The organism is Methylobacterium oryzae (assembly GCF_036441375.1).
In the GTDB taxonomy this organism is placed as follows: Bacteria; Pseudomonadota; Alphaproteobacteria; order Rhizobiales; family Beijerinckiaceae; genus Methylobacterium; species Methylobacterium oryzae_A.
Genome location: NZ_MLCA01000010.1, coordinates 805,865 through 818,912, shown reverse-complemented (window position 1 = coordinate 818,912; position 13,048 = coordinate 805,865). Strand labels below are relative to the sequence as shown.

General features: G+C 65.6%; 19 protein-coding genes and 1 pseudogene. 9 read left to right on the top strand and 11 right to left on the bottom strand.

Features of this window, described 5'->3' with window-relative positions:
- The first annotated feature begins 15 nt into the window (after nt 1–15).
- The gene (locus tag MOTC310_RS22335; protein WP_331303387.1) at nt 16–921 is read left to right on the top strand and encodes a tyrosine-type recombinase/integrase; all 906 of its coding nucleotides are present in this window, start codon (nt 16–18) and stop codon (nt 919–921) included.
- Between the two features lie 153 nt (nt 922–1,074).
- Here the strand turns inward: MOTC310_RS22335 and MOTC310_RS22330 are convergent, their stop codons facing one another.
- Nucleotides 1,075–1,299 (bottom strand): hypothetical protein, encoded by a 225-nt coding sequence (locus tag MOTC310_RS22330; protein ID WP_331303335.1) that lies wholly within the window; start codon nt 1,297–1,299, stop codon nt 1,075–1,077.
- Nucleotides 1,300–1,343: 44 nt separating this feature from the next.
- On the opposite strand from MOTC310_RS22330, the gene MOTC310_RS22325 reads away from it, so the two are divergent.
- The gene (locus tag MOTC310_RS22325; RefSeq protein ID WP_331303334.1) at nt 1,344–1,610 is read left to right on the top strand and encodes a hypothetical protein; all 267 of its coding nucleotides are present in this window, start codon (nt 1,344–1,346) and stop codon (nt 1,608–1,610) included.
- Nucleotides 1,611–1,672: 62 nt separating this feature from the next.
- On the opposite strand, the gene MOTC310_RS22320 is transcribed toward MOTC310_RS22325, so the two are convergent.
- From MOTC310_RS22320 to MOTC310_RS22310, 3 genes are all read right to left on the bottom strand, one after another.
- Nucleotides 1,673–2,365 (bottom strand): hypothetical protein, encoded by a 693-nt coding sequence (locus tag MOTC310_RS22320; protein ID WP_331303333.1) that lies wholly within the window; start codon nt 2,363–2,365, stop codon nt 1,673–1,675.
- 482 nt (nt 2,366–2,847) lie between these two features.
- Nucleotides 2,848–3,528: a hypothetical protein gene (locus tag MOTC310_RS22315; RefSeq protein WP_331303332.1), complete on the bottom strand. Its 681-nt coding sequence runs from the start codon at nt 3,526–3,528 to the stop codon at nt 2,848–2,850.
- Nucleotides 3,525–3,968 (bottom strand): hypothetical protein, encoded by a 444-nt coding sequence (locus MOTC310_RS22310; protein ID WP_331303331.1) that lies wholly within the window; start codon nt 3,966–3,968, stop codon nt 3,525–3,527. Before MOTC310_RS22310 ends, MOTC310_RS22315 begins: the two co-directional genes overlap by 4 nt.
- A 131-nt stretch (nt 3,969–4,099) precedes the next feature.
- Here MOTC310_RS22310 and MOTC310_RS22305 point away from each other — a divergent pair, with 131 nt between their 5' ends.
- On the top strand, nt 4,100–4,369 hold the full coding sequence (locus MOTC310_RS22305; RefSeq protein WP_331303330.1) for a hypothetical protein: 270 nt from the start codon (nt 4,100–4,102) through the stop codon (nt 4,367–4,369).
- A 175-nt stretch (nt 4,370–4,544) separates the two neighbouring features.
- Nucleotides 4,545–4,739, top strand: a complete 195-nt coding sequence (locus MOTC310_RS22300; protein ID WP_331303329.1) for a hypothetical protein — start codon at nt 4,545–4,547, stop codon at nt 4,737–4,739.
- A 7-nt stretch (nt 4,740–4,746) separates the two neighbouring features.
- On the opposite strand, the gene MOTC310_RS22295 is transcribed toward MOTC310_RS22300, so the two are convergent.
- Genes MOTC310_RS22295 through MOTC310_RS22275 form a run of 5 tightly spaced genes read right to left on the bottom strand, consistent with a single transcriptional unit; the run spans nt 4,747 to nt 6,419 of the window.
- On the bottom strand, nt 4,747–5,064 hold the full coding sequence (locus tag MOTC310_RS22295; RefSeq protein ID WP_331303328.1) for a hypothetical protein: 318 nt from the start codon (nt 5,062–5,064) through the stop codon (nt 4,747–4,749).
- Nucleotides 5,061–5,438, bottom strand: a complete 378-nt coding sequence (locus MOTC310_RS22290) for an SLOG family protein (RefSeq protein WP_331303327.1) — start codon at nt 5,436–5,438, stop codon at nt 5,061–5,063. The genes MOTC310_RS22295 and MOTC310_RS22290 overlap by 4 nt, the downstream gene beginning before the upstream one ends.
- A complete protein-coding gene (locus MOTC310_RS22285) occupies nt 5,426–5,590 on the bottom strand; it encodes a hypothetical protein (protein ID WP_331303326.1) in 165 nt (54 codons plus the stop codon). Before MOTC310_RS22285 ends, MOTC310_RS22290 begins: the two co-directional genes overlap by 13 nt.
- Entirely contained in the window at nt 5,587–5,925 is a 339-nt protein-coding gene (locus MOTC310_RS22280) for a hypothetical protein (protein WP_331303325.1), read from the bottom strand. Before MOTC310_RS22280 ends, MOTC310_RS22285 begins: the two co-directional genes overlap by 4 nt.
- Nucleotides 5,925–6,419, bottom strand: a complete 495-nt coding sequence (locus MOTC310_RS22275; protein ID WP_331303324.1) for a hypothetical protein — start codon at nt 6,417–6,419, stop codon at nt 5,925–5,927. Before MOTC310_RS22275 ends, MOTC310_RS22280 begins: the two co-directional genes overlap by 1 nt.
- A gap of 102 nt (nt 6,420–6,521) precedes the next feature.
- On the opposite strand from MOTC310_RS22275, the gene MOTC310_RS22270 reads away from it, so the two are divergent.
- The 4 genes from MOTC310_RS22270 (at nt 6,522) to MOTC310_RS22255 (ending at nt 9,319) form a co-directional block, all read left to right on the top strand.
- Nucleotides 6,522–6,965 (top strand): hypothetical protein, encoded by a 444-nt coding sequence (locus MOTC310_RS22270; RefSeq protein WP_331303323.1) that lies wholly within the window; start codon nt 6,522–6,524, stop codon nt 6,963–6,965.
- Between the two features lie 3 nt (nt 6,966–6,968).
- Nucleotides 6,969–7,157, top strand: coding sequence for a hypothetical protein (locus MOTC310_RS22265; RefSeq protein ID WP_331303322.1), 189 nt, complete (start codon nt 6,969–6,971; stop codon nt 7,155–7,157).
- 10 nt (nt 7,158–7,167) lie between these two features.
- Nucleotides 7,168–8,904: a hypothetical protein gene (locus MOTC310_RS22260; protein WP_331303321.1), complete on the top strand. Its 1,737-nt coding sequence runs from the start codon at nt 7,168–7,170 to the stop codon at nt 8,902–8,904.
- 217 nt (nt 8,905–9,121) lie between these two features.
- The gene (locus MOTC310_RS22255) at nt 9,122–9,319 is read left to right on the top strand and encodes a hypothetical protein (protein WP_331303320.1); all 198 of its coding nucleotides are present in this window, start codon (nt 9,122–9,124) and stop codon (nt 9,317–9,319) included.
- Between the two features lie 113 nt (nt 9,320–9,432).
- Here MOTC310_RS22255 and MOTC310_RS22250 read toward each other — a convergent pair whose 3' ends face one another.
- Nucleotides 9,433–9,636: a hypothetical protein gene (locus MOTC310_RS22250; protein ID WP_331303319.1), complete on the bottom strand. Its 204-nt coding sequence runs from the start codon at nt 9,634–9,636 to the stop codon at nt 9,433–9,435.
- Between the two features lie 4 nt (nt 9,637–9,640).
- Between MOTC310_RS22250 and MOTC310_RS22245 the strand changes: the two genes are divergently transcribed.
- Entirely contained in the window at nt 9,641–11,788 is a 2,148-nt protein-coding gene (locus MOTC310_RS22245; protein WP_331303318.1) for a hypothetical protein, read from the top strand.
- A 93-nt stretch (nt 11,789–11,881) separates the two neighbouring features.
- On the opposite strand, the pseudogene MOTC310_RS22240 reads toward MOTC310_RS22245, so the two are convergent.
- Nucleotides 11,882–13,008 (bottom strand): annotated as a pseudogene (locus MOTC310_RS22240) (IS701 family transposase).
- Between the last annotated feature and the right edge of the window lie 40 nt (nt 13,009–13,048).

The following is a 13,048-nucleotide window of genomic DNA, read 5'->3' as shown; positions in this document are numbered from 1 at the left end:
CCGACATTCGCCAAAGTGGCCGAAGCCTTCATGGATGAGCGTGCCGGTGGCTGGCGCAGCGCCACCCATCGCCGGCAATGGCACACCACTTTGACGACCTATGCCGCCAGCCTGTGGGAAAAACCGGTCTCCGAGGTCAGCACTTCTGACGTTCTGGCCGTGCTGCGTCCGATCTGGCGCGAGAAGCCTGAGACAGCGATCCGGCTTCGAGGCAGGATCGAGCGCATCCTCGATGCAGCGAAGGTCGAGGGTCACCGGCAGGGCGAGAATCCGGCGCGTTGGCGGGGGCATCTGGAGCACACGCTACCGAAGCCCGGCAAGCTGTCCCGCGGCCACCACCCTGCCCTGCCCTACGCTGAGGTTCCTGCGTTTGTCGCAGCCCTGCGCACCCGCGTGGCCGCTTCCGCTCGGGCCCTGGAGTTCATCATCCTGACGGCCGCTCGCTCCGGCGAGGTCCGCGGCATGCGGGCCAGCGAGGTCGATCTGGATTCGGCTGTCTGGACGGTGCCGGCGGAGCGCATGAAGGCTGGCCGGCAGCACAGGGTTCCGTTGTCGCGCGCAGCGCTCGAGCTGCTCGCCCCCCGCCTAGCCGTGATCGACCGCAACGACTTCGTTTTCGCGAACGGTCGAGGCGACATGCTTTCAGACATGGCGTTTAAGAGGCTGAACCTTCGAGCCGGCGTCGAAGGCATCACGACCCACGGGTTCCGGTCCAGCTTCCGTGACTGGGCCGGCGATGAGACAGATTTCCCGCGCGAGGTGATGGAGGCCGCCCTCGCCCACATGGTCGGTGATGAGGTCGAGCTCGCCTACCGACGCGGCGACCCTCTTGAGAAACGCCGTCAGCTGATGGAGCTCTGGGCTTCCTTCGTTGCGGCTGAGAACGGCGTCCCGTCGAGGAAGGCTTCCAGATCGCAGTGACGGATGACGGTGCTGCCGCCGATCTTCCGCGACGGAATCCGTCCGTGCTTGATGTACTAGAATAGGGCCGAGCGACTGATGCCGATCGCCGCCGCAGCATCTTCAACTCGGTAGGCCAAGGGCATGAGAACCATGCCACGGCGCCGCTTCACCTCACTTGTCATTGTCCACTCCCTTGTCTTTCAGCCAGGCGTCGCACGCCCGATTCAAATCGACCATCATCTTGGGCGCCCGGCGCTGCCGGCTGCGCTCGCGGTCTCCCGCCTCGCACGCGATGAGGCGTGCCGCGGTTCGACAGGTTGGGCAGATGCGGGCGGTCATGATCTCGCCACTGCAACCGCTGCCGTCGTTGCTGCGCTGCAACAGACGGTTAAGCATCGAGTCCCTACGCTGGTATCTCCCGCATGGAGGACATACGCAGCATGGCCAACAAGCACTTCGTCCACGCGTCCACGCACCCGACGGCTACGATCCGCCTCGGCAGCTTCGACGTTCCGTGCACGGTGCTCTCGTCCACCGAGGCCACTGCTCACGTGCGCGTACTCACCACCGGCGGCATCTCGGAGCACATCACCTTCGTCCGTGATGGTGAGGTGCGGCGTGCGCGCGTTGCGCTGCGCAAGCAGGGCCCGCTTGGTCTCGATCTTTGGCTCGACCTGCAGGCGTCGCAGGACGCGCGTGCGGCCTGATGTGGGGCCGGACCTAAGGCTGCTTCGAACCGCTGGGCAGCAGGCCTGGTGATACGCCACGGTCATTCTGCTGCCTCGGCGATCGGCGCGCGCTGGTCGATGTTGCGCGCGTGGACGGAGAAGGTGACGGCCACGATCCAGGGATTAGCGTCCCATGAGCCGTGCCCATGGATGTCCTCCCAGATCATCCGGTAGGCGACCTGCGGATGGGCGAAGTGGCCGTGCGGCGGGCCGGGGCCCCACATGCGCTGCCCGGCGCAAGTCTCCGGGATCAGCCCCTCGGCGATCGCATCCGCCTCGCTGATGTCCTGAAGTCGCTCAACCCGGATGTCCGTCACCATGAGCGTGAGGCGCGAGGCCCAGCGCGGCATGTGCAGCGGCGATCGGACCTTGCCGCCCAACTCGCGCCCGCCGTCGGCGAGGTATTCGACCGCGGTGGTCGATGGGTCGAACTCGGCCGGCCGCCGCGGTCTCCCGAGCTCCTCGACACGGTAGTCGAGGTCGTAGGGCGCACGCCATGCCTCGCGCACGTAGAGCCGATCGCCGACGGCGAAACGCAACTTTTGCCAGCGATCCCATTGCGAGGTGCCGCCAGTGACACTTGGGCCGCAGCCCATCCCTAGGTCGCGACACACGGATACCTGCGTGGTGCGCGGATGCGGCTGCGGCTTGAGGATCCGCCGCGTCTGCGTCTTCCGGCCGGCGAGCAGCGCCGTAATCATCGGCGCCGAGAAGATGATAGGACGGTCAGCCACGAGCCACCTCCCGCCCAACCTCAAGGATACGGAGGGGTGCAGGCGCTCCCGATATCAACCTAAAAGCAAATTTAGCTACATCATTTCCGATGCTGACTTTGCCAACTTTTCTACTCTCAGTTGTGCATTTTCCGCATAAACTATGTGCGAATAAGTCATCAGAACGGATTATTGCGCTTCGATGTAAACTGATAAAGCATGCTGGCACAGTGCAACGACACCGTGTGGGAGGGGGCGGAGCGACTGCGCGATGATTGACGCGAAAAACTCCTGGCGCGTGCAAATTGGCAGTCGCGTGCGCCTGACTGGTGACAGCGAAGCTCTGATAGTGCTTAGCAGTCATCAGGGGCCGGATGGGGGCGTACAGCTCCGATGCCTGAGGCAAAGCTCCCTGAAGTACGTCACAATTCGAGGCTCGAGGCTCGAACTGGTAGCCTAGAGGTCCACGTTCGCCCGTGATGGTGGCGGACTCGGCCATGCTGCTACTCCGCGGGCGTGAAGAGAGTAGCCGGGGCGGATCGGGCTGACCGCTTCCGGACCGGGAAGAACGCGGGCATGGTCGCCCGGGTCGCCTCCCTGGTGATGCGCGCCACGTGGCAGCGCAGATTGTGGACGGCCGGGAAGAAGCCCCTCGCCGGCAGGCGCAGGCCGCTGGGCGCTATCACTGCGAAGCCTTCACCGTCCGGGCTGCTCTCAGCCTGAAAGCCGTCACCGAGGATCCGCTGCGTGATCTCGACGAGCTTCGCCGGGTCACCGGTCCCCCACGCCCTGCCGGCCTGGTCTTTCGCGTAGACGGCCAGGATCAGGTCGACGTTAAGCGGGGAGGCGGCGAGCTGCCGAAGGGCGACCATCGCCCCCCGCGCCGGCTGCGGTCGCTCCTCGCCCGCGAAAGGCTGGCGATACACGGTAGCCGGAATCGGGAACGGCCCCTTCTTGTCCTTCCGCTGCTCCGTGATGACGGCGGCCAGGATGTCCTCGGCCGGCCCGGGGCGATCGTTGCCGGCCGACCGGAAGCCGGTCTCACTCGGGAACGGCTTGCCGGCGTCGATGGCATCGAAACAGCACCACCGGTCGCGCTCGACGATGGCGCGGATGCCCTCTACCTCGACTACGGGGAAGGTTCGGACTGTCGGCTCGAAGTTGAAGAGGTCGGGCGCGTTCATGCCGCCGCTCCCAGGACTGCGAAGAAAGGGCCGTGATCGGCGATCGCCAAGCTGATCGCGCGGTAGATTGCGGAGACCGAAACTTCGGCCCGCAAATGTTTCAATTGAAACCGTTCAGAAATATTCGAGAAAGAAAGATTACCTAACGGCGAATGATGGACGAACTTATATCTAAGATCTTGCTGTGGCTGGCTGTCGTTCTCCTTGTTGGAGCCGCGGTGATTTTGATCACGGTTCTGGCAAGGCAGTATCGAAGCATCGCAAAGCCTTCGCGAGGCGTGCCGCACGCATCCTACAGGCCGGACGGACGAATGATGGGTCGTTGAGGTGCGCGCATTCATGCCGCCACCCCTTCGCCGCTTGCCTGAGTGCAGTGCAGCGCCGCTTCGTTCTGGCCACCCAAGATAGGCTTGGCGGCCAAGCCTCTTGATGATTGTCATATGTTAAATCTTCGGCCGCACAGCGGCCGGAAAGCGATGCGCGGATACTTGTCGAATGCTGTATTTACAATCCTAATCGGCTGACATATAGACTCCGCGTTCTGGGGAGCGTGTTTTGTAGGGAACACGCCATGACTGACATGACACCGATCGCGGATGAAGCCGCGACACGCTTGGCCTTCGGCCTCATGCGCAGTGCCTATCTCGATCTTGCGCGGACGTTGCGCAGTATCGAGAAAGATTCCGCCAACGAATTGCTGCGCGCTGTAGAGCACCGGATTGTGTACCGGCTTGGCTCTTCTGCTGGGCAGGATTGCCCAGACGCTTCCACGCAGGAGGGTGCGCTTGCCTTGGCTGCTGGTCGCGTTCAAAGCGTGCTTCGCGAAGCGCAAGAGGCTTGAGCCTCGCTTCGTAATGGGTGGGCGGTTCTCCGCCTCGTGCACGAACCGCCCCACCACCGCGCACCTGCACGCGGTCAGCGCCAGCACGCCGGAGTCGTCTTCGTCGTAGAGGCAGTCGAGAATGTGCGCTGGCGCATGCCGAGCGATCACCACCCGACCCAGATACGAGCCAGCAATGATGCTGGAGGCGGTCATGGATCGGTCAGACAACGTCGTGCAGCTTCGTCCCCCGAGCGCACCGAGCCGTGCTCTAGCTCGGAGCCGGCCTGAGCCGGAACGCGGCCTCGCCGATGTGCTCGTGGTCGGCGGGGCGCTGGCCGGTCTGATGCTCATCGCGCAGCAGCTCGTGCTCGGATTAAGTGCGGGTTGAGAGCGCTTCATGCCGCCGCCTCCTTGCCGTTCGCCGGTGCTTGCTTCGGATCTCGCGCCCGGAGGCGGACACAGAGGCTCCAGCCACGGCGAAGCGGGACGAGCTCGCCGCGGCACAGCAGCGCCACGACAGTCCGGATCGGCAGGCGTCGGCCGCCGCACTCGGCGCGATAGGATTTCGGCTCGTCGCTGAGCTGCGGCCGCGCCATACGTAATTGGCCGTGCGACCCTGGGCGGCGCTGCGTCTTGCGGACCGCAATCCGGCACACGCCCGCCTCGCGAATCGTCGCCAGCACCGTAATCTGGCGCGGAGTGAGCGGCTTCATATCCGCGCCTCCACCACCGGCAGCCCGGCGGTGCGCGCCTTGCGCACCATGTCGGTCGTGCCGGCGCCGCCCGGGAATGCGATCACCGCGTCGGGCCGGCCCTCGGCGAGCATTCGGGTGTTCCGGAGGCCACCCGCCTGCCGGCCGTACTGCTGCCAGTCCGCGCGGAAGCACGTCACCGGGATCTCGCTCGACCGGGCCCACCGGTCGGCGCCCGTGTCGGCGCCGGTTGCGCCGCCCTGGATCACGTGGGTGATCTGGACATGCTGGGCGCAGCCGAGCGCGTCGGCGCACTCCTCGGTGGCGTTCGCCTCAAGCCAGTCCCAGACCAGCTCGGGATTGAGGTCGCGACTTCCGCAGATCAGGACGCGCACGGGCCGCCCTCCATCTGCTGATCGTCGGCGGACGCCGTGAGCATGGTGTACTCCGCGCGGAGGTCGCGGATGCTGGACACGAAGGTCCATGCGAGCAGCGCGAACAGCGAGGCGGCACCAACTCCTGCCATGAAGAGGAGGAAGCCCGTCATCGCGCCACCACGGCGAGCGGCGGCCGCTCGTCCCTGCTGGCGCGTGCCGGCACGGCTTCCTCGACGGCGACGACCGAGCCTTCCTGAAGCGCCAGGAATACCGGCAGCAGGCTCGCGTAGTGCTCGGCCACGAAGCCCATCAGCCGGGCGATGCTGGCCAGCGCCTGGCCGTGCTCGATCGCTCGGCCGGTCGCCCGCAAGGTCGAGCGCTCGGAGCAGGCGCCGAGGATCCCGGCGGCCGCGAGGTTGACCCAGGCCGCGGTCTCGGCCGCGAGGGCGAGGTGCGCCGGATCGATCGTCGAGAGGTCGAGGGTCTCCCTCGCGCCGGCGGCCATCACGCGGCCTGCCCGGTGGCGGGCGTGTCGCCCGGGAAGCCCTCATCGGCCTTGGCGATCAGCTCCTGGAGTTCGGCCCAGATCTGCCCGAGGGCGTCGTACGCGGCCTCCGGAAGCGGGTTGACCCATTCGTCGAAGGCGTCCTGCCCCTTCGCCGCAGCGACGCGCGCGGCGGCGTACAGCTCCCGCTTCGTCATGCCGGCGGAGGTCGGTGCAGACGCCTCGATCTGCTTCTGCTCCGGCGTTCCCTTCGTCTCACGCGGGGCCGTGTCGCGCTCCTCGGGCAACGGCTTGACCGTGAAGGGCTTGCGGCTCGCCCGCTTTTCGGTGAGCGGCGTCGTCACCGCCGAGGAAATCCCCGACATGTGGCTGATACGGATTCCGCCGACGGCCACGCCGCCGAACTGCACGGCCTCGTCCCAGTAGAGCGTCATCCGCCGGCCGACGTAGGTTGTGCCGTCGACGCCCCAGATGCGCACGAGCACGCGGCGCATGGACTTGCCGGGCTTGTACGGCTTGGCAACCTGCTCGGCGACATCAAGCTGCGGCTGCCGGCGTCGCTGTCGAGTGGCCGCCTGTCGGTGGACGGGTCCGGCGTGACGCAACCGGTCGCTGGCGCCGGCGCCGTGGGCTCGGCTCCGACCACGGGCCCGCTGCACGTCGCAGCGATCGACGCCAACGGCAAGAAGCGGGCGCTGCTGGTCGACGACGATGGCGCGCTGAAGGTGGCCACCTCGGTCCCGACCACCGTCCGGTCCGGGCAGGTCAAGATCGTCACCACCGGCACCGCGGTGCAGCTCCCGGCCTACCAGCTCCGGAACGGCGTGGCCATCAAGGCGCACGTGGCGAACGCGCAACCGGACGCCACGAACATGCTCAGCGCCATGGTCGGCCCCTCGGGGGTGACCATGCAGTACGACGGCGCCGGCAACGGCTACCCGCTCTCGCCAGGTGAGGGCGCCTCGTTCGCCTGTGCCGACGCCAGCGACGTGTGGCTCGTGGGTACGGCCGGCGACATCTTCTCCTTCGAGGGTAACTGAGCCATGGCCGCACCTCCCATTCCCCCAACCACGCTCAGCGTCGCCGCTCTCGTGGCCGCGCTGACCGCGCAGAACGGCGCCGCGCTCGCCGCCGTGAAAGCCGCCTTGCCCACGACGCCCGATGGCCTTCCGCCCGGCGCGCCGTGGGCCAACGGCGACACGATCTCCTTCGTCCCGCAGACTCAGTCGTAAGGAACCCGCCATGCGGACCCGTTTGCTCGCCGCGGCGCTCCTGGCGCTGCTCTCCAGCCATGCCTCGGCGTTCGATGCGTCGAAGGCCTCGCGCTACCCGTCCCCGGACATGAATGCACCCAACGTGGGGCAACTCACCTCCCACGGGCCGATCAACTGCGCGCCGGGCTCGGTGTGCGACGTATCCACCCTGAGCATCGCGTTCCCCAGCCTTGCCACGCGCACGCTGCTGGATCGCCTGCTGGAGCGCCCGTCGGTCATCGACTACGGCGTCGACACGACTGGCACGGCCGACAGCTCGGCCACCTTCTCCGCTGCGCTCAATTCCGGCAAGCGCGTCTCGGCGCCGTGCGGCACGATCCGTCTCGTCTCTATGGTCACGGTCACCAAGCAGGCCCTGTTCGATGGACCCGGTGATTGCCTGCTACTCAAGTTCGACGCGCCCGCTGGCTCGCCGGCAACTCCGCTGCTCAACATCAAGGCCGGCGCGGTCGGCTCGCGGCTCAGCGGCTTCTCCTTCGACCATCAGGCCGGCACGAAGGGCTTCACGGCCAACACCATCTACGGCGGCAATATCATCGCCGGATCGGCCATTCTCGTTCAGGCGGACGACACGAGCCTCACGCGGGTCACGGGACGGAACAGCTACAACAACTGCATCTCCGTCGTGCAGCTCCCGGATAACGGGCCGTCGTGGGAGGCGATTCCCGGAAAGCCCGTCAACTATTCTCTCCAGACGATCCGCACCTATTCCTGTGGCCAGGACGGATACGCGGCCGCGGCCGGTATCGACATCGGTTCCGGATCGCACGGCTCTGTCAATGATCATACCGATGTCGGCTCATACGGCGCCTTCATCCTCGACATCGGTGCTGGGGCGCAGGGCACATTCTCGAACCTGACCGGCATCGCCACGGCTTTCAACCAGTCTCGATATGCCCTAGACGGCACGCGCTCGCAGACCTTCTACATCGGATCCGGTGGTTCGACCTGGACCAACCTCGTTTCCATCGACGCGGGCGATCGTGCGCTGTGGCTGGACTATTACGCCACCCAAACGCTCATGAGCAATGTGTTCTTGAAGACGTCTGCAGCAGAAGCGGCGTACATCAAGAGCCCGCAGGCGACGATTTCTGGACTGACGATCGACGGCCCGGGTTATCTGAAGCCGACCGGCACCGTTGATGCCATCGTTCTGGATACTTCGGCCGGGCCGCTGACCGGGCTCAATCTGGTCAACCCGGTCATCAAGAACACCTTCAACAAGGCCCGGTACGGAATCACTCAGGTCGGCACCAACGGTGGTGCGGGATTCGCGCTCGGCTATGATTTCTCTGGCGCGGTGACCGAGAGCAACGGTCTTTCCGCAACGTTCGGCATGATCAACGCCTCGGCGCTCGGCGGGACGTGGATCGCTTACACTCCGACCGTGACGTTCAGCAGCGGCACGGCTACCACGATGAGCGTCAGCGGGGCCTACAGGCACGTCGGCAAGACGATCGAGTGGCGCGCCAGCGTCAACATGCCGAACATCGGCACTGCAACTGGAGCGGTGTCGGTGACGCTGCCGTTCGCCGTCTCCGACGTCACGGCCTTCAACGGAACCGAGATCGTGAACACCGGCTCGTCGGTCCCCGGATCGGCCATCGGCGGTTCGACCACGGCGACGTTCAAGCGCTACGACGGCTCCTCGCCCATCGCGAACAACAACTTCCTCGCGCTGAGCGGCACGTACCAAACGCCATGATGTCAGCGGCGGCATCCATGTGCTCGGCCATGCGACCGCTGGCCATCGCAGGCCTCCTCGGGATCGTCTTCTGCGGTCCCGGGGAGGCAGCCAGCCGCCGGCACAAGCCGCGCGGCATCTGCGTCCCGGTGCTCATTGAAGGCGCCGGCACCATGCAGCTCTGCCCACCTGCGCGCGGCCGCTGACGCAATACCAACCCCGACATCGTGAGGACGACATGACCGCTGCCCTGGATCGGGCGACGTTCTACGCGGCTGTGCGGAAGGCCCCGTTCGGCCGCCTCGCGCAGTCGCAGGTGGACGGCAGGAACGCGATGCTGGACATGGCGCCGCCGCTCATGGCGACCATGGATCTCGCCTACTGCTTCGCCACTGCGCATCATGAGACCGGCGGGGCGATGGTCCCGCGGGTATAGAACCTGACCTACACGACTGCCTCGCGGATCAAGGCGGTCTGGCCGTCGCGGTTCGTCTCCGAGGCCGCAGCGGCGCCCTGCGTCCACAATCCGCAGGCCCTGGCGAACAAAGTCTACGGCGGTCGGCTCCGCACCCAGCCGCCGATCAACGGCGGATACGGCAGCCGCTCGCCCACCACGTATCCCAAGGGCCTGAGTTCGTCGATCACGTAGGCCGGCATCGGGACCATCAATATCATCAACCGTTGGGATCCGGGGAACGCGTCCGCGAAGGGCGTGACGCGATGGGCAAATGCGAACCCCTGCGATCTGACCATCCTCATGTCCAGCTACAACGACCCGAACAACTATGGCGACACCGGCAGGCAGACGGCCGCGCAGTTCCGCGCTAACATGATGACGATGATCGACGGCCTGCTCGCGCATGGCTCGGCCGTGATGACCAAGACGCCGCCCACCGCGTCAGACTCCAACCAGAATCGGGCAATCCAGCTCTACGCCATCGAGGCGCGCCGGCTAGCGGCGGAATACGGGCTGTTCGTCTGCGTGAACTCCCTAACCGGCTTTGAGATAGAGCATGACCGTCCTTTCTACCGGCTAAGGCGGCATCACCTCGCACCGATGCGACGGCGCGGCCATAGTGGCTTATCTTATCGCATCCGCCAGGCTGCGCCGGAGTGCCTTCGATATCTGGAAGATTGTTCAATGCGTAAGAATTGGCTTCTCGCTGCCGCAGCGACGCTGCTCATCGCTGTCCTGCCTGCGCAAGCGGATCAGAGCCCCGGTGCCGCCCGGATCGTCTCCGGCACCGATAAGCCGGATCTGCCCGGCGGCCCCACCCTCGGCACCTATCAGAACGGCCAGTTCACCTTGCAGCCCTACGCTATCCAGATTGGAGCTGGTGGCACAACCGGACCCGTTGACGGGGGGACCGTCTCGTTCCCGAGCCTTGCGACCCGCACCCTTCTCGACCGTCTGTCGGAGCGTCCGTCCGTCGTCGACTACGGCGTCGACATGACAGGTGCGGCTAACAGCACTGCCGCCCTCACTGCTGCGCTAAACTCGGGCAAGCGCGTCACGGCACCATGCGGGACTATTCGCCTCGTTTCCACTGTGGCCGTAACCGCTCAGGCTGACTTTCAGGGTTCGGGAGCTTGCACCCGCATCAAATATGACGCGCCGGCAGGCGTGGCAGTCACCCCGCTCCTCGACATCCAGAAGACCGCCAGCGGCACACGACTCGACAATTTCGCCGTCGACCATCAGGCCAACACTAAGGGCTTTGCACGCAGCACAGTTTACGGCGGCGACATTCTCGCTTCGTCAGCTGTCCTTGTGCAGGCCGACGACACAAGCCTGACGCGGATAACGGCGTCCAACGGCTTCGACAACTGCATCGCCATCGCCCAGTATGCCGGGGCGGGTGCGACCGTTAACGCAGGTTTCCCGCGCAGGGTCTCTGTTCGGGGAGCTCGAACGAATGGCTGCGGGGTCGGCTCCTCGCCGAAGGCTGGGGCCGGTATCGATGTCGGGTCCGGCAGCCTAACCGTAGTCGATGACCTAGTCGATATTGGGTCCTACGGCGCGTTCATCCTCGACCTCGGAGCGGGCGCACAAGGCTCATTCTCGAACCTGCAGGGTTTTTTCAATAAATATGACCCGGCAGGGAAAGGTAATTACTCCTTTTACATCGGCGCGCCCGGAAGCCAGTTCTCAAATTTGCATTCGTTCAAAGCCGGCTATCGAGGGCTATGGGTGGACGGGTTCGCGACTGACACCACCATTGCCAACGTCATGATCAAGGGGCCCGCGGCCGAGGGCGTCATATTGATGGCGTCGCGCACATCGATCGCCAACATGGCGGTCAACTCTCCTGGCCTCGGCAAAAAACCCGGAACCGTCGATGCGATCACGATACCTAATGGAACGAGGTCTCTCACGGACATCAACATCACTGGACTCGTCGTCAGCAGCGACTTCAATACGGCTCGGTACGGCATCAGCAAGAATGGTACGGGCACGGTTTCTGGCTCGGTCGTAGGCTCGTCGTTCACTGGCGCAGCCTCCGGGGCTGTCGCCCCTGACGTCGACCCCACCTTCGCGGTTTTGGATGCGACTGCGCTGCTAGGGCCTTGGACTACCTACATGCCTGCCGTCACAACTAGCCGCGGCGCATTTGCTACCGTCTCGGCAACCGGCAAGTATCGCCGTGTGGGCAAGAGCGTCTTTGTCTCGATTACCGTGAGCCTCGGAGACAAAGGCACCGCGACAGACGTCAAAGCATCCATTCCGTTTGCGGCCAAAGGTGTATCGCCTCTGTCTGGGGCCGAGATTGCCTTGACCGGGCGCGGCATGGCCGGGGTCATATTCAACGGGCAGTCGACCGTCCTCATCAAGAACACCGACGGGACCAACCCACTAACGAACGGCTACGTGCTGACAGTCGGCGGCGAGTACGAGGCGCCTTAGTACTACAGTTGCAGAGACGGGCGAGCAGGTGCCTGATCTCTGGGACGGAGAGCGGCAACATGTGCTCGGACAATTGTCGGGGCGCACGTCGCTTCAGGCGGCCTCGACGACGGCGTCCGGACTCGTTTCGTTCGGTTTACCAGTTGCAAGGCGCACCAACTCGGCGCGCAGCCGCGCGAGGAAGGCGAGCGCGGCCATGCACAGCGTCATGTGACGGTGCCACCCGTCCCAGGAGCGGGCCTCGCAATGATCGAGGCCGAGTTCACCCTTGGCGGTGCCAAAGCAGGTCTCGATCGTCCAGCGTAGACCAGCCACACCGGCCAGTTCGGCCAGCGTGGTCTCCATAGGTGCGAACACGACGTAGTAGGCGCGTTCAGACGGCTCACGCAGGCTGCGTCGGATCAACAGCCAGTGGTCCCAGGGCGGCGTCTGTAGGCGCAGGAGACGCACCCGCGCCCAGTCGTAGAGCCGCGGCCCCTTCGACCCCTCTCCGGCTGCATACCGATGCCAAGCAGAGGCGGGCAGTGCGTCGGCGATGTCGGACGCGTCGCGGGTCGAGAAGCCATCCGCTATCGTCATCAGGCGCTCGTTGCTACGCACCGCGAGCACGTAGGGCTGCGCGCGCGTCTCCAGCATCATCCGCAGCCGCTTATCCGACCCATACAGCGCGTCGGCCAGCACGAAGGCGCAGGGCAGCCCGGCATCAAGCGCTGCGGCGATCAACGTGCGCGCGATCGTCGGCTTGGTGGCAAACTCGACCGTATCGGGGACGCCGGCCTTGGCGCGTCGAGCCTGATCGGCGGCCCAGGCCTCGGGCAGGAACAGCCGCCTGTCGATCAGCGCCTGGCCGTAGCGGCTGGCATAGGCCACGAACACACCGACCTGACAGTTGTCGATGCGCCCGGCCGTTCCGGAGTACTGCCGCGCCACGCCGACGGAGTGCGCGCCCTTCTTCAGAAAGCCGGTCTCGTCGACCACCAGCACCGGTCCCATCGCCCCCGTCCCAGGACGGCCTGTAACCGATGCGGCCGCGCGTCACCCGCGCGCTCGGCCAGTAGCCAGCCTGTCTTGCGTTCGACGCCGGATAGGAGCCCGTCGAGATAGTGCCCGATCGACGTTCGCAACTCGCGCCGCCGCACGCACAGCCCAACGCGATCCTTCAACGATGCGAGCTCCCGCTCCCAGGCCAACAGCGAACCAGACCAAGACGCCACCGACATCGCCAAGCCTCCGCTCTCGCAGACGGCCAGCGGACCACAT

Coding starts and splice junctions, on each gene's coding strand:
- MOTC310_RS22330 (WP_331303335.1), bottom strand. CDS start 1,299: ATGCTTAACCGTCTGTTGCAGCGCAGCAACGACGGCAGCGGTTGCAGT.
- MOTC310_RS22325 (WP_331303334.1), top strand. CDS start 1,344: ATGGCCAACAAGCACTTCGTCCACGCGTCCACGCACCCGACGGCTACG.
- MOTC310_RS22315 (WP_331303332.1), bottom strand. CDS start 3,528: ATGAACGCGCCCGACCTCTTCAACTTCGAGCCGACAGTCCGAACCTTC.
- MOTC310_RS22310 (WP_331303331.1), bottom strand. CDS start 3,968: ATGACAATCATCAAGAGGCTTGGCCGCCAAGCCTATCTTGGGTGGCCA.
- MOTC310_RS22305 (WP_331303330.1), top strand. CDS start 4,100: ATGACTGACATGACACCGATCGCGGATGAAGCCGCGACACGCTTGGCC.
- MOTC310_RS22300 (WP_331303329.1), top strand. CDS start 4,545: ATGATGCTGGAGGCGGTCATGGATCGGTCAGACAACGTCGTGCAGCTT.
- MOTC310_RS22295 (WP_331303328.1), bottom strand. CDS start 5,064: ATGAAGCCGCTCACTCCGCGCCAGATTACGGTGCTGGCGACGATTCGC.
- MOTC310_RS22285 (WP_331303326.1), bottom strand. CDS start 5,590: ATGACGGGCTTCCTCCTCTTCATGGCAGGAGTTGGTGCCGCCTCGCTG.
- MOTC310_RS22280 (WP_331303325.1), bottom strand. CDS start 5,925: ATGGCCGCCGGCGCGAGGGAGACCCTCGACCTCTCGACGATCGATCCG.
- MOTC310_RS22275 (WP_331303324.1), bottom strand. CDS start 6,419: ATGCGCCGCGTGCTCGTGCGCATCTGGGGCGTCGACGGCACAACCTAC.
- MOTC310_RS22265 (WP_331303322.1), top strand. CDS start 6,969: ATGGCCGCACCTCCCATTCCCCCAACCACGCTCAGCGTCGCCGCTCTC.
- MOTC310_RS22260 (WP_331303321.1), top strand. CDS start 7,168: ATGCGGACCCGTTTGCTCGCCGCGGCGCTCCTGGCGCTGCTCTCCAGC.
- MOTC310_RS22255 (WP_331303320.1), top strand. CDS start 9,122: ATGACCGCTGCCCTGGATCGGGCGACGTTCTACGCGGCTGTGCGGAAG.
- MOTC310_RS22250 (WP_331303319.1), bottom strand. CDS start 9,636: ATGGTCAGATCGCAGGGGTTCGCATTTGCCCATCGCGTCACGCCCTTC.
- MOTC310_RS22245 (WP_331303318.1), top strand. CDS start 9,641: ATGTCCAGCTACAACGACCCGAACAACTATGGCGACACCGGCAGGCAG.